General features: G+C 39.0%; 12 protein-coding genes and 11 pseudogenes. 4 read left to right on the top strand and 19 right to left on the bottom strand.

Annotation, left to right across the window (positions count from 1 at the left end; all coding sequences use genetic code 11):
- Positions 1–53 precede the first annotated feature (53 nt).
- The 19 genes and pseudogenes from DYY66_RS16300 to DYY66_RS07370 form a co-directional block, all read right to left on the bottom strand.
- Positions 54–335: pseudogene (locus DYY66_RS16300) on the bottom strand (M20/M25/M40 family metallo-hydrolase); the annotation flags it as partial.
- A 1-nt stretch (position 336) separates the two neighbouring features.
- Positions 337–866: pseudogene (locus DYY66_RS14615) on the bottom strand (peptidase dimerization domain-containing protein); the annotation flags it as partial.
- A 1-nt stretch (position 867) separates the two neighbouring features.
- The coding region (locus DYY66_RS14610; protein WP_255496347.1) for a M20/M25/M40 family metallo-hydrolase at positions 868–1,330 on the bottom strand (463 nt) is incomplete at its 3' end.
- A gap of 3 nt (positions 1,331–1,333) precedes the next feature.
- A complete protein-coding gene (gene lysX / locus DYY66_RS07425; protein ID WP_166287617.1) occupies positions 1,334–2,182 on the bottom strand; it encodes a lysine biosynthesis protein LysX in 849 nt (282 codons plus the stop codon).
- Positions 2,179–2,343 (bottom strand): alpha-aminoadipate/glutamate carrier protein LysW, encoded by a 165-nt coding sequence (gene lysW/argW, locus DYY66_RS07420; RefSeq protein ID WP_101009592.1) that lies wholly within the window; start codon positions 2,341–2,343, stop codon positions 2,179–2,181. Before lysW/argW (DYY66_RS07420) ends, lysX (DYY66_RS07425) begins: the two co-directional genes overlap by 4 nt.
- Position 2,344: 1 nt before the next feature.
- Positions 2,345–2,822, bottom strand: a pseudogene (locus DYY66_RS14605) (2-isopropylmalate synthase); the annotation flags it as partial.
- A gap of 1 nt (position 2,823) precedes the next feature.
- Positions 2,824–3,646: 2-isopropylmalate synthase (locus DYY66_RS14600; RefSeq protein ID WP_255496343.1), on the bottom strand; the 823-nt coding region annotated here is incomplete at its 3' end.
- A gap of 116 nt (positions 3,647–3,762) precedes the next feature.
- Positions 3,763–3,999, bottom strand: a pseudogene (locus DYY66_RS07410) (Lrp/AsnC ligand binding domain-containing protein); the annotation flags it as partial.
- Between the two features lie 164 nt (positions 4,000–4,163).
- The coding region (locus tag DYY66_RS14590) for an AsnC family transcriptional regulator (RefSeq protein ID WP_255496363.1) at positions 4,164–4,340 on the bottom strand (177 nt) is incomplete at its 3' end.
- Positions 4,333–5,161 (bottom strand): annotated as a pseudogene (locus tag DYY66_RS07400) (aspartate aminotransferase family protein); the annotation flags it as partial. The gene DYY66_RS14590 and the pseudogene DYY66_RS07400, both read right to left, overlap by 8 nt.
- Before the next feature lies 1 nt (position 5,162).
- Positions 5,163–5,509 (bottom strand): annotated as a pseudogene (locus DYY66_RS14585) (aminotransferase class III-fold pyridoxal phosphate-dependent enzyme); the annotation flags it as partial.
- Between the two features lies 1 nt (position 5,510).
- The coding region (locus DYY66_RS16295; protein ID WP_394352608.1) for an aminotransferase class III-fold pyridoxal phosphate-dependent enzyme at positions 5,511–5,667 on the bottom strand (157 nt) is incomplete at its 3' end.
- Positions 5,668–5,681: 14 nt separating this feature from the next.
- Positions 5,682–5,955, bottom strand: a pseudogene (locus tag DYY66_RS16290) (acetylaminoadipate kinase); the annotation flags it as partial.
- Between the two features lie 83 nt (positions 5,956–6,038).
- Positions 6,039–6,644: pseudogene (locus DYY66_RS07390) on the bottom strand ([LysW]-aminoadipate/[LysW]-glutamate kinase); the annotation flags it as partial.
- Between the two features lie 4 nt (positions 6,645–6,648).
- Positions 6,649–7,230: pseudogene (locus DYY66_RS14580) on the bottom strand (Asd/ArgC dimerization domain-containing protein); the annotation flags it as partial.
- A 1-nt stretch (position 7,231) separates the two neighbouring features.
- Positions 7,232–7,787 (bottom strand): annotated as a pseudogene (locus DYY66_RS14575) (N-acetyl-gamma-glutamyl-phosphate reductase); the annotation flags it as partial.
- A gap of 63 nt (positions 7,788–7,850) precedes the next feature.
- The gene (gene lysX, locus DYY66_RS07380; protein ID WP_166287605.1) at positions 7,851–8,711 is read right to left on the bottom strand and encodes a lysine biosynthesis protein LysX; all 861 of its coding nucleotides are present in this window, start codon (positions 8,709–8,711) and stop codon (positions 7,851–7,853) included.
- Positions 8,712–8,879, bottom strand: a complete 168-nt coding sequence (lysW/argW, locus tag DYY66_RS07375) for an alpha-aminoadipate/glutamate carrier protein LysW (protein WP_166287709.1) — start codon at positions 8,877–8,879, stop codon at positions 8,712–8,714.
- An 11-nt stretch (positions 8,880–8,890) separates the two neighbouring features.
- Positions 8,891–10,078, bottom strand: coding sequence for an argininosuccinate synthase (locus DYY66_RS07370; protein ID WP_166287602.1), 1,188 nt, complete (start codon positions 10,076–10,078; stop codon positions 8,891–8,893).
- Between the two features lie 244 nt (positions 10,079–10,322).
- Between DYY66_RS07370 and DYY66_RS07365 the strand changes: the two genes are divergently transcribed.
- The 4 genes and pseudogenes from DYY66_RS07365 to DYY66_RS07350 all read left to right on the top strand — a co-directional run bounded on the left by DYY66_RS07365 (position 10,323) and on the right by DYY66_RS07350 (position 13,432).
- Positions 10,323–11,099 carry an ABC transporter ATP-binding protein gene (locus DYY66_RS07365; protein WP_166287599.1) on the top strand — a complete coding sequence of 259 codons (777 nt, stop codon included), beginning with the start codon at positions 10,323–10,325 and terminating at the stop codon, positions 11,097–11,099.
- Positions 11,096–11,896 (top strand): ABC transporter permease, encoded by an 801-nt coding sequence (locus tag DYY66_RS07360; protein ID WP_166287596.1) that lies wholly within the window; start codon positions 11,096–11,098, stop codon positions 11,894–11,896. Before DYY66_RS07365 ends, DYY66_RS07360 begins: the two co-directional genes overlap by 4 nt.
- A 31-nt stretch (positions 11,897–11,927) precedes the next feature.
- Positions 11,928–12,352, top strand: a pseudogene (locus tag DYY66_RS07355) (ABC transporter substrate-binding protein); the annotation flags it as partial.
- A 24-nt stretch (positions 12,353–12,376) separates the two neighbouring features.
- On the top strand, positions 12,377–13,432 hold the full coding sequence (locus DYY66_RS07350) for an ABC transporter substrate-binding protein (RefSeq protein WP_166287593.1): 1,056 nt from the start codon (positions 12,377–12,379) through the stop codon (positions 13,430–13,432).
- The last annotated feature ends 315 nt before the right edge of the window (positions 13,433–13,747 follow it).

The raw sequence follows: 13,747 nt of genomic DNA, 5'->3' as shown, positions 1-13,747 counted from the left end.
TTCAACGCTTCTTAGAAATTCGTCTGTTGAAACTCTTTCATCAATTGTATGCNAGTCTTCTAAGGTGGGACAACATTCTCTTAAAGACTTCAATACTTCTTAGAAATTCATCTGTTGAAACTCTTTCATCAATTGTGTGTGATGCATGTGGATCTCCTGGACCGTATGTTACCACTGGAATATTCAACGAGTTTCCTATTATGTTCATGTCCCCAGTACCTGTCTTTCGAATCAACTGTGGTCTTGCTTTTTCTACATCCATTATGCCTAATGTGAGTGCTCTTACCAGTGGGGAATTATGTGGAGCCTCAAATGGTTCAGTTTCATCTATTACANGTGGTCTTGCTTTTTCTACATCCATTATGCCTAGTGTGAGCGCTCTTACGAGTGGGGAGCTATGTGGAGCCTCAAATGGCTCTGTTTCATCTATTACTGAATAAAATGCATTGACTCCTTGTTTTTTTGCAATCTCTTGAACCGTAGTCGCAATTCTTTCTCCGACAATTTTACAATTCATGTTTACTGGGATTCTGATATCCATTATTGCATCACACTCTAGTGGTGTAACATTGTGACTGGTGCCTCCTTTAATCTCAGTTAAAGATGATGTGAGCATCATGCTTTTTGCCAGACCTTCTTGGTTTTGCTCTAGGGATTTTTTTAATGCGTTTGTAAATACATATGATTCCTCAATTGCATTCTTTGCAAGCCATGGTGCACTAGCATGAGCACTGTCGCCTACGTTTACTCTCAAGTTTATTGCAATTCTTCCCTTGTATGCAATTGTAATATTTTTAATTCCACTTGGTTCTCCAAACACTGCATAATCTATCTCTGGTTTTTGTTTTACAAGACTCTTGATTCCANTTCCACTTGGCTCTCCAAACACAGCATAATCTATCTCTGGCTTTTGTTTTACAAGGCTCTTGATTCCGGTTGCATTTCCTTCTTCATCTACTACTGCTGCAAATGTTATGGTGCCATTGTTGTTGCCTTGTATTGATGCTGCTGCAAGAAGCATTGAGATTAAGGGTGCCTTGGCATCAGATGCACCTCTTCCATAAATGAACCCGTCCTCGTTTCTTACTTTTATCTTTCCTGGGACTGTATCCATGTGACCGCATAGCATTATTCTTGGATATCCAGATCCCTTTGTAGCGATGAGATTTCCTACATCGTCTATTTTGATATCTTCAAATCCAAAATCATCGCATTTGTCAGCTAGAAACTCTGCAAGTGGTTTTTCTGATAGAGAAGGTGTGTAGAGTCTTAGAGCCTTCTCTAGAACTTTTACTGAATATCTTGGTGTACTAGTTACTGACGAATCCAATTCTTACTTTCCTTGATTCATTGCGTAATCAATCATCATTGCTGGTATGTTTACGCCTGTAACTCTGACAGTATTTTTGTATTCCGTTGTATTGTTGACCTCGTGAACAACAAGGCCATTTTCCTTACTTTCCATTAGATCTACTCCAACTATCTGCCCTTGAACTGCCTCTTTTGCCTTGATGCATATGTCTTCCAATTCTTTTGTGACTTTGAGTTCCTCTGCCCTGCCGCCTAGTGCCATGTTTGTCTTCCATTGGCTGTCTCCAGAATATCGATAAATTGCAGCAACAACCTTGTCTCCTATTACAATTGCCCTGATATCGCGTGGAGGTCTGTTGACAAATTCTTCTAGGTAATACACCTGGTAAATTGGGTACATGCTCTCTCTGCTTTCTATTATTGCCTCTGCAGCCTCCTTGTCCTTTAACATGGCAATCATTCTTCCCCAACTACCAACAGTTGGCTTTATCACCATAGGGTATCCATTTTTGTCAAGAAACTCTAGTGCTGATTCTTGTGAAAATGCAACTGCACTAAACGGTGTAGGTATTCCTTTTTTTAACAAAAGCATGTGAGTAAATAATTTGTTTCCTGCAAAGATGCTTGTATTCAAAGAATTGATTATGTTTACTCCTTTTCCTTCTAGTGCGGCAGTAGAGTGAAGACTACGATAATAGCTGACACATCTTTGTATTACAGTTCCATAATCCTCCTTGCTTTTATCTAAATTAATGGATAGATTCTTACAGTCCACCATCTTTGCATTGATGCCTTTTTCCTTGGCAGCATCAAAGAGCGCTTTTTCTTCCCACCGGATGGTATCGTAGAGAATCGATAAACCGGAGCTCACTGGCCCCAGTCCTCACCAACAGATTGTGCTGGTTTTAACTCAAAGCCGGAGGATCCCTTGGCAAGCTCAAAACTTGCACCGCAATCAGGACAGGTTACTATCTCTCCTTCCATCGAGTCCTTTGGAGGGTTAATGTTTGCATCACATTCTAGACATTTCATATTATTTTCCTTGTTTTTTCTTCTCTATTAATTCCATACCTTGTTCGGAATTAACTATCTTTCGTTCGAGTCTATCATCAAGTGGTATCTCAAGCAAGTCTCCCATCCTTAGGTTCTTCAAGCCAGCTGCTACAGACTTTGCATGATCTTCATTTTGCTCAAGGCCTAATAGGGACATCAAATATGCTGCGCCGTTCTTTCCAGCAAGTTCTCCAAAGACAATTCTTCTCCTATTTCCTACTACCTTTGGCTCTATTGGCTCGTACGCAGCTGGGTTTCGTAAAATTGCAGCCAAATGAGTTCCAGCCTTGTGCTTGTAAGCAGTAGGACCTACAATTGGCTTTGAATCATAGGGAATAATTGTGGTATATTGCTCAATTAATCTTGAGAGATCCATGAGCATGTCTAGTCTAAAGTTATTTGGAGATTTGTAGAGATAAGTGAGGGCAACTGCTGTTTCTGCAAGTGCAGGTATTCCGNTTGAGAGATCCATGAGCATGTCTAGTCTAAAGTTATTTGGCGATTTGTAAAGATAGGTGAGAGCAACCGCTGTTTCTGCAAGTGCCGGTATTCCTGTCCTCTCTCCAATTCCATCAATTGTTGTGTGAATCTGGTCTGCACCACCGTCGCATCCTGCCAATGCATTTGCAAGTGCAAGACCGATATCATTGTGACAGTGTACATCAAGTGGAGTTTTTATTTCCTCACGAACTGATTTTACAAAATTATACATTCCATTTGGTCTCATGATGCCAACAGTATCAGGCAAGCTAATTCTGTCAACACCTGCATCAGAAATTGCCTTGCATACCTGCATTAGAAACTCTGGATCTGCTCTACTACCATCTTCTACTGTAAACCTCATCTTGAGTCCATGTGATTTGGCATATTCTACTGTCTCAACTGATCTTCGTAATGCTTCTTCTCTTGTGATTCTTAACTTGTCCTTCATGTGAATCTCGGAGATTCCAAGATAGGTTGCCATCCATGTAGCATCGCAATCAATTGCAACATCAACATCTTCTTTTAATGCACGAACATGTGCAACAATGTCTGCCTTTAGACCTTGTTTGATGATTGTCTTTGTTGCTTCCTTGTGATCAGGTGATACTACAGGTGATATCTCAATTTGATCAACTCCAAAATAATCAAGCATCCATGCAATCTGGATTCTTTGCTTGTTTGAAAAAGTAACACCTGGGTGTTGTTCTCCCTCTCTTAGTGTACTGTCAAGTATTCTAATCTTCTTTGGTTTTACGCCCATCTCGTTGTATTGATATGCGTAATAGTTTGCGTCGTCCATTTCTCAAATTTTCTCTGGGTTTTACAAATATAAACATATTCGTACAGAAATCGTCTAGTTTTGTTATTTTTGAACCGATTATCGGCGATTTTCAGAACTGTATAACGAAATTCGTTTTATGTCACTGTACGCAGTATTATGACAGTATTTGTATCAAATACGCCTGGAACCTTTCGCAGTTCATCTATGCATACGTTGATGTCTGTAATTGTTGGTGCCTTGATTATTGTAGCAATATCATATTGACCTGTTATTTCAAATACAGTATGTACTCCACGTAGCTTGGAAAGTTTTGCAGACACTTTGGATGTATCAGTAGATGAATCAACTGAAATCAAAATTATTGCACTGGTNTTTTCAGAACTGTATAACGAAATTCGTTTTATGTTACTGTGCGCAATATTATGACGGTATTGGTATCAAATACGCCTGGAACCTTTCGTAGCTCATCTATGCATACATTGATGTCTGTAATTGTTGGCGCCTTGATTATTGTTGCAATATCATATTGACCTGNTGCATCTCCTGTTTCAATTGTAAACTTCTTGATTGTACCTCCATCTGTGAGGTTCTTTACTCTTCTTCTTACTGCTGATTCTGACAGTCCAAGTTTTTCACCAATTTCTACAAAAGACTGCCTAGAGTCTTTTTTTAGCATCTCAATTATTGTATCGTCTGTTTTATCTCTAGACATTTCTTCTCTGTTCCTCCTTTGTCAGTATTATATCTAGAGTTTCTAAAGCTTTGTTTATTTCTGATTCTGATATTACAAGTGGTGGTAACAATCGTAATATGTTCTTGCCAGAATAAAGCAGTAATAGATTATTTGCAATACCGTCAAACAATATGTCTTTTACTTCAAACTTCATCTCTACTCCTATCATCAAGCCCTTGCCTCTTACCTCTCGAATTATCTTGTGTTTTTCTTTTAGTCTTTCTAGTCCTTCTCTGAACAACTTTCCGTTTTTGTCTGCATTCTCAACCAGCTTGTCCTCTGTAAGTGCATCAATTGCCCCAATTCCTGCTGCACATGACAATGGATTGCCTCCAAATGTTGATGACTGTTCTCCCTTGCTAATTGATGCCAGGATATCTGGTCTCACTAGAGTTGCACCCATTGGTACGCCTCCCGCAATTCCTTTTGCAAGACACATTATGTCTGGAACTGTATCCCAATGTTGGCTTGCCCACATCTTTCCAGTCCTTCCAAGCCCTGCCTGGATCTCGTCAAATACTAGAACAATTCCTTTTTCATCACATAACTTTCTGACCTGTTGCAAAAATCCATCTGGTGCAACATTGATTCCACTTTCTCCCTGAATTGGCTCCATGATTATCATTGCTGTATCAGAATCAACTGTATTTCGTAATGCCTCTATGTCTCCAAAGGAGGAAAATCCCACAGTATCTACAAGTGGCTCAAAGGCCTTGCGATATTTCTGGTTGAATGTGACTGATAATGCACCAAGTGATTTCCCATGATATGATCCGTTCATTGCAACCATTTTCTTCTTCNCTGATAATGCACCAAGTGATTTGCCGTGATATGATCCGTTCATTGCAACCATTTTTTTCTTACCTGTAAACTTGCGTGCAAACTTGATTGCAGCTTCTACTGCTTCTGTTCCACTATTGTTTAGGTAAACCTGGCTTAGATTCTTTGGTGCAATCTTTATCAATTTTTCAAGAAACGTTTCTCTTGTCTTGTTGTATAAAGAACTGTGTACTGTTATGATTTTGTCAAGTTGATCTTTGATTGCCTTTACTACTCGAGGATTGCAGTGGCCAACCAGCGCAACCCCATATCCTCCCATGCAGTCAATGTATTCTTTTCCGCTTGCATCCCATACATGAGCTCCAAGTNCTTTGATTGCCTTTACTACTCGAGGATTGCAGTGGCCAACTAGTGCAACACCATATCCTCCCATACAGTCAATGTACTCTTTTCCGCTTGCATCCCATACACGAGCTCCAAGCCCGCGTTCTATTGTTACAGGGAATCTCTGGTAGATATTTCCCATGAATTGATCTTCTGTCATTTTGATATCACCGTACAATTGTCATGAGAAATTGCCGCAGATATTGGGTTTTCCTTTTTGCCATTTGCAACAAGTGCTTCCTTGACACCCATCTCTAATGCTTCTGTTGCGGCAAGTATCTTCTTTTCCATACCAAATCCAATCTTTGGCAAGATCTCTTTAGCTTCTGCAAGAGACAATTTCTTGACTAGTTTTTCTTCCATGAGTAAACCGTCTACGTTTGTGAGAAACAATATTCTATCAGACTGCATCTTGCCTGCTACGTATGCANCTGGAACATATCCTTGGTCTAAAATAGAACGAATCAATCCAGTATTGACATCTTTTATTTTTCCTGTATATCCTCCATCTANTTTTCTTCCATGAGTAAACCATCTACATTTGTGAGAAATAGTATTTTGTCAGATTGCATCTTGCCTGCTACATATGCTGCAGCTCTGTCTCCATCAACATTGAGAAAATCACACTCTTCACTTATTGCAATGGGAGATATTACTGGAACATATCCTTGATCTAAAATAGATCGAATCAATCCTGTATTGATGTCTTTTATCTTTCCTGTATATCCTCCATCTATTGCCATCTTGCGACCCTTCTCATTCATTACAATTAATTTCTTTTTTCGTTCTGCCTGTATTATTTTACCATCTACTCCTGAAAGACCTACTGCATTGATTCCATGTTTTTGAAGCATGCCTACTATCATCTTGTTTATCTTTCCTGACATGACCATTGTGAATATTTCAGCAGTCTCCTTGTCTGTAAACCTACTCTTGACTCCTCCTGGGGGATACGATAAATTTTTGTTCTTTTCCCAAGGCCTCAGAAATTTTTGTGACTTCTTTTCCTCCACCATGTACCAAAATGAGTTTTTCATTTTCTGAAATCTTTTTTATGTCTGATATGGTACTAGGATGAAGACCATCTACCACACTTCCTCCTATCTTTATTGTAATCATCTTTTTACACAGGAGTTAATGGGGAATATGCAATTCCTTCCATTTCGTTGAATCCTGCCATGACATTCATGTTTTGGATGGCAGAACCTGCTGCACCCTTCATGAGGTTGTCTGATGCTGAAAGAACTACAAGTCTGTTGTTATCTTCATCAATGTCAAATCCTACATCACAAAAGTTAGAACCTACCACAAACTTTGGATCTGGGAATTTGTAAAATCCTTTCTTGTCACGTATTAATCTGATGAATTTTTCATTTTGGTATTGTTCACGATACATCTTCCACAAATCCATTTCACTAACTGGTTGATTGAGAAATACATGATTTGTACAAAGAATTCCTCTTACGATATCTACTGCATGTGGACTCATTGATACTTTTATCTTGCTTCCAGCTGCTTGGCTCAACTCTTGTTCTATCTCACCAGTATGTCTGTGCTTTGCTGGCTTGTATGGTCTAATTACACCTGACCTCATTGCGTGATGCGTACCGGAAACAGTTCCTGCACCTGCACCAGAAGAGCCAATCTTTGAGTCGACTATAATGTGTTCTGTATCTATGATCTTCTTTTTGATCAACGGATATAANCTGCACCTGCACCAGAAGAGCCAATCTTTGAATCTACTATGATGTGTTCTGTATCAATAATTTTCTTTTTGATCAATGGATATAATCCAAGAATTGATGTCACTGCCATACATCCAGGGCATGATACAATCTGTGATTTCTTTATCTCTTCTCTGTGAAGTTCTGGAACTCCAAAGACTGATTTCTCTAGTAACTCTGGATGAGGATGCTGCCAACCATACCACTTGTCATAGTCTGCAGGATTGTGCAGTCTATAGTCTGCGCTAAGATCAATTACTTTCATTCCTCTATCATAGAGTGCTTTTACAATGTCTACTGCAGTTCCATGTGGCACTGCTGTAAACACCAAATCACACTTGTCTGTTAATTTATCATAATCAAGTTCTGAAAATGTCATGTCTGTAAAGCCTTTCAAGCTTGGCTGGATTCTAGAAATGTATTCACCGACATATTGTCTGGAAGTTACCATGGAAATTTCTGCATGTGGGTGACTAACAAGTAATCTAAGAATTTCTCCACCGACATATCCTGATGCACCGACTACACCAACTTTCATTGATACTCTCCTACCATAATATAGTATAATTTAAACTCTAAAATTTTTTTCAACTTTTAGAATTTATCGCTTGGCGTAACCTATTGCGTAGTCGATCATTTCTTTTGGGATGTTTTTCTTGGAAACTTTTGATAATCCCTTGAATTCAACCGTGTTATTTACTTCATGTACCACAAATCCGCGTTTTTCGTCTTCCATTACATCAATTCCCAAGATTCCGCCTCCTACTGCCTTTGACGCCTTCATACAAATGTCTTCCAAGTCCTTTGTAATGTCGCACGCAATTGGCTCTGCTCCAAGAGCAATGTTTGTCTTAAAACCGCCACCAGTTGATGTTCTGTACATTGCAGCAATAAGCTGGTCTCCTACCGCTATGGCTCGTATGTCTCTTGGAGGACGTGATACTACCTCTTGTAGGTAGTAAATCCTGTCCAACGGCCCATCATTTAGCTCTCTTACCTCAATTATTGCATCTGCTGTTTCCCTGTCTCTTAGTGGTACTATGCCTCTTCCCCAACTTCCTATGATTGGCTTTATCACAAGGGGATAACCGTCTTTTTCCAATGTTTCCACCGCAGCCTCTGATGAAAATGTAAAGTATGTTTTTGGAGTAGGTACGTTGTGTTTTTTTAACAATAGCGAAGTCAACATCTTGTTTCCACAATTGTTTGCAACCTCGGTACTATTGATTACTGGAATATCTAAAAATTCAAGGGCTGCTGTAAAATGAAGACCACGAAAGTAACTGACGCATCTTTCTAAAACGACATCTCCGAAATCATAATCGTTTTTCTTACTTTCGGTGGTAAATTGGGTAGTCTTGGCGTCGATCATCTTCGTATCGTGTCCAAGCTCGATTGCTTTTTGCTCGAGCATCTTCTCTTCTAATCTTACTCTATCGAACACGATTCGAACTTTGGGCATTTACTCTCCCCAATCTTCGCCAACTTTCTCAGCATGCTTTAATTCGCATACGCCGCCATTCTTGGAAGCAATCTCAAAATCTGCCCCACAATCAGGACATGAGACTATCTCTCCAACACTTGCATCGTCTGGAATTTTTATTGTTGCATCACATTCTGGGCAATTCATTCTTTGATCATTCACCTCTTTTTTAGTAATTTATTAGCTTCTGTTGATTGAAGCCCCCATAGCTCAACGAATCCTTTTCCAAGAGTTTGGTCAAAAGTAGAACCGGCTCCATATGTTGCCAGATCGTGGCTATACAATGAATATTCCGATTTTCTTCCAACAACTCTGAGACTTCCTTTGAACATTTTGAGCTTGACAGTTCCGCTAACCCTCTTCTGAGTAGTATTGATAAACATATCTAAATCTGATTTTAGTGGATCTTGCCATAATCCAGAATATGCAAGCCATGACCATTCTGCATCAACCATCGCCTTGAACTTTAATTCATGTTTTGTCAAAACCATTTTCTCAAGATCAGTATGTGCTTCTATGATGCACGTTGCACCTGGTGTCTCATACACTTCTCTTGATTTTATGCCTACTACTCTGTCTTCGATATGGTCTACTATTCCAACTCCGCTTGCACCTGCCTTTTTGTTGATGTATTTGATCAACTCTATTGGTTTCATGTGTTTTCTATCAGCTGCAACAGGTATTCCATTTTCAAATTTTATTTCAATATACTGTGGTTTTTCTGGCAAGTCTTTTGTCTTGACCCAGATGAATGCATCATCTGGTGGCTCTGAGAATGCGTCTTCCATATCTCCTCCTTCGATTGCTCTTCCCCACAAGTTTTGATCAATACTGAATTTTTTTGCAGTATTGTCAATTGGTATATTGTGCTTTTTTGCATATTTTAATTCAACATCTCGTGTAAGATTGAGATCACGTATTGGTGCAATGATTGGAAGGCTAGAGCCTGAACGATATGTTACATCAAATCTTACTTGATCATTTCCTTTTCCTGTACATCCGTGTGCAAGTGCTGACGCATTTTCTTTTCTTGCAATTTCCACTACTTTTTGTGCAATAAGTGGACGTGCAAGTGCAGTTGCAAGACAATATTTTTTTTGGTATAATGCATTTGCTTTAATCGCTGGGAAAATGAAACTGTCTACAAACTCTTGTCGTGCGTCAATATTGTAATGTTTTAAAACACCAAGGCTTTTTGCCTTGGCTGAAATCTTTTTTAGATTGTCTTCTTGGCCGACATCAACTGTGACTGTTATGACATCAAGATTGTGTTTTTCTTGGAGATATTTTATTACAACCGAAGTATCAAGTCCACCAGAGAAAGCTAGAACTGCTTTTCCTTTCATCATCGAGGTTTTCTGTGATCAGAATTTAGCATTTATCTTTTATGATCATACAATCGATCTAGTTTTTTGTTTTGGGAAAATGACAAAATTGGTTTTTTGCCATGTGAGATAAAACAAGTTAGTCCAAGCTAAAATTCGAACACTATTTAAGATAAATATTATAACGACGTTATATGAAAACCGTATCTCATGTGTCGATATTAGTTTCAACTATATCTAGAATTGGTGAGGGGGATTTTGGCTAATGACAAAGCTACAAGCCAAAAACATTGTAAAGCACTTTGATCATAATGGAAACCCCATAGTTGCACTTGATGGCATTAATCTCAATGTTGAAGAAGGCGATTTCATATGCATCGTAGGACCGTCTGGATGTGGAAAATCTACATTTCTAAATATTGTAGCAGGTCTTGAAAAGCCAGACTCTGGCGAGATTTTGTTAAATGGAAATCCAATCTCTACTCCAGGTCCTGATAGGACGATGGTCTTCCAAGAGGGTGCACTCTTTCCATGGCTCAAAGTGATTGACAATGTCGAGTTTGGGCTAAAGATGGCTGGGATTCCAAAAGATGAACGTAGAGAAATATCTCAGAGATATCTTGACATGATGCAGCTTACAAAATTTGCAGACTCGTATATCTATCAATTATCGACTGGAATGAAACAAAGGGTTGCAATAGCACGAGCACTTGCAATGGATCCTGAAATTCTCTTGATGGATGAACCATTTGCTGCACTTGATTCTCAGACAAGAGATCTGCTTTTGGTGGAGCTACAGCTAATTTGGGAAAGGACAAAAAAGACAATAATATTTGTTACACATAACATATCCGAATCTGTAATACTTGGAAATAAAGTAGAAGTGTTCAAGAACAGACCTTCAAAAATTAAAAAGGAGATATTAATTGATTATAGAAGACCGCGACTTGCAGAAGATGAGAATCTACAACAATATTATCATCAAATTCTTGATGAGCTAAAAAGCGAAGTAATTGCAAGAACAAAGGATGATGCACAATGACTGGAAATGTACATCTAAAAAGATCTCGAGGCAATATTGATGATGCGGCAAATGCTGCCTTGTTGGTATCTGTATTCATTGGAGTGTGGCAAATCGTATTCATGCTTGGAATTTGGCCACAAATTTCTCTACCTTCTCCTGCAATGGTTGCACAGACATTTGCCAAAATAACACTGAATGGGTCATTGCCTCAAAGTGTGGGAATAACTCTTGCGAGATTATTGGGTGCCTTTGGGGTCTCAATTACTCTTGGAACGCTGATTGGGTTTACCATGATAAAATTCAAGGGCTTTGGAAAGACACTAAACTCATTTTCTGCAGGGTTATTGTCATTTCCAAGCATTGCATGGGTGCCGTTTTCTATACTCTTGATTGGGTTTGATGAATTTGGAATAATGTTCGTAGTTGTTATGAGCTCAATTTTTTCAATCATGATATCGACTTACAGTAGTATCAGAAATATTCCCACAATCTACATTGATGCTGCCAAAAATATGGGCGCACAAGGAGTATCACTATTTCGACATGTTACCATCCCTGCAGCTACGCCTTCTCTTATAATTGGTCTAAGACAGGCATGGTCATTTGCATGGCATGCTATAATTGGTGCAGAGATCTTGATGTCCATTGTAGGTCTTGGCCACATTCTGTCTGTAGGACGTGAATTTCTTGATATGAGTCAGGTGATTGCAAGCATGATAACCATATTTGCAATTGGTTTGCTAGTGGACAGATTTGTTTTACAAAAATTAGAAGATAAAATCAGAAAAAAATGGGGATTGGATAATCACAGATGAGTTCTATGGTATCAGAGCGAGGTTGAGATAATTGGTAAAAGCTGGACTAAAATTTGGAATTGCTGGTATAATAATTGCAATCGTAATTGTACTCAGTCTTACGTCGCATCCTTTGACACAGTCTCAATCTTTCTCTGAAAAAAGCGATGTCCTAAGACTTGGATATTTTCCAAACATAAACCACGCACAAGCTGTGATAGGGGTTGGCAACGGTGATTTTCAAAATGCACTTGGAGATGTAAAGATTGAATCACAAGTATTCAATGCAGGACCTGCTGCAGTAGAAGCATTATTTGCAAATAGAATTGATGTTGCATATGTAGGTCCAAATCCTGCAATCAATGGGTATATCAAAAGTGATGGTCAAGGACTCAGAATAATAGCAGGTGCATCAAGTGGAGGTGCAGTATTTGTTATACGAAATGACTCTGGAATAACAAGTGTACATGATTTTGCNGTTTTAGGGCGAGGTTGGAATAATTGGTAAAATCTGGAATAAAGTTTGGAATTGCTGGCGTAATAATTGCAATTGTAATTGCACTAAGTCTTACGTCTCACCCTTTGACACACTCCTCTTCTTTGCCTGAAAAAAGCGATGTCCTAAGACTTGGATATTTTCCAAACATAAACCACGCCCAAGCTGTGATAGGGGTTGGCAACGGCGACTTTCAAAATGCACTTGGCGATGTAAAGATTGAATCCCAGGTATTCAATGCAGGACCAGCTGCAGTGGAGGCACTATTTGCAAATAGAATTGATGTTGCATATGTAGGTCCAAATCCTGCAATCAATGGATACATCAAAAGTGATGGTCAAGGGCTCAGAATAATAGCAGGTGTATCAAGTGGAGGTGCAGTATTTGTTATACGAAATGACTCTGGAATAACAAATGTACATGATTTTGCAGGCAAGAAGTTTGCTTCTCCACAACTTGGCAATACACAGGATGTTGCGCTACGATCTTATCTGCTAAAGAATAATTACAAGACAACTGAAAATGGAGGAAACGTAACAATTCTTCCTGCAAAGACTTCGGATATTGTTACAATGATGTCCAAAAAAGACATTGATGGAGCATGGGTGCCAGAACCGTGGGGAACTATACTTGTCAAACAAGCAAACGGCAAGATCTTTCTTGATGAGAGAGACTTGTGGCCAAACGGTAAGTTTGCCACAGCACTAATAGTTGCAAGAACTGATTATTTGAAGAGCCATCCTGATGTTATACAGAAACTATTGGAGGCTCATGTAAAAGAAACCATGTGGATTAACAATAACAAAGAGGAGTCAATCAAGGATTTCAATATTCAATTACAAAAGATAACTGGACAAACAATTCCAAATGATGTTATTTCTAATGCCTTTGCAAGGATGGATATCACATACGACCCTGTCAAATCTTCTGTTTCCACATCTGCCCAGAGCGCATTTGATCTTGGGTTTTTGGGAGACAAAAAGCCAGATCTCTCAAACATATTTGATCTAAGTATACTTGACAAAGTGTTACAAGCACAAAACTTGCCTGTTATACCCTAGTCCTTTCTCTTTTTCCAAATTACTATGCTGATTGCAGCTGCTGCAATTGGTATTATTACTAGAATATAGTTTCTGAAATTATCTGGGTATGACACACCAGATTGGTCAAATCCGGAAATTGAAAGGTATGATGTGGATCTTGGAGACAGTGACAATTCTACGTGCCAATATCCATCAGGATCCTTGCTTTGCACAAACTCTACTGGCTTGCCATTTGATAAAACAGAAAATTTCTCTGCACCTGTCTCTTCTGGAAACATAAAGTTTACAAACCCTGAATCTGGAAATGGATATCTTACAGTTGCAGTAACACTA

Origin of the sequence: Candidatus Nitrosotalea sp. FS, from assembly GCF_011319475.1 — an archaeon.
Classification (GTDB): Archaea; Thermoproteota; Nitrososphaeria; order Nitrososphaerales; family Nitrosopumilaceae; genus Nitrosotalea.
This window is presented reverse-complemented; position numbering and strand designations above follow the sequence as displayed.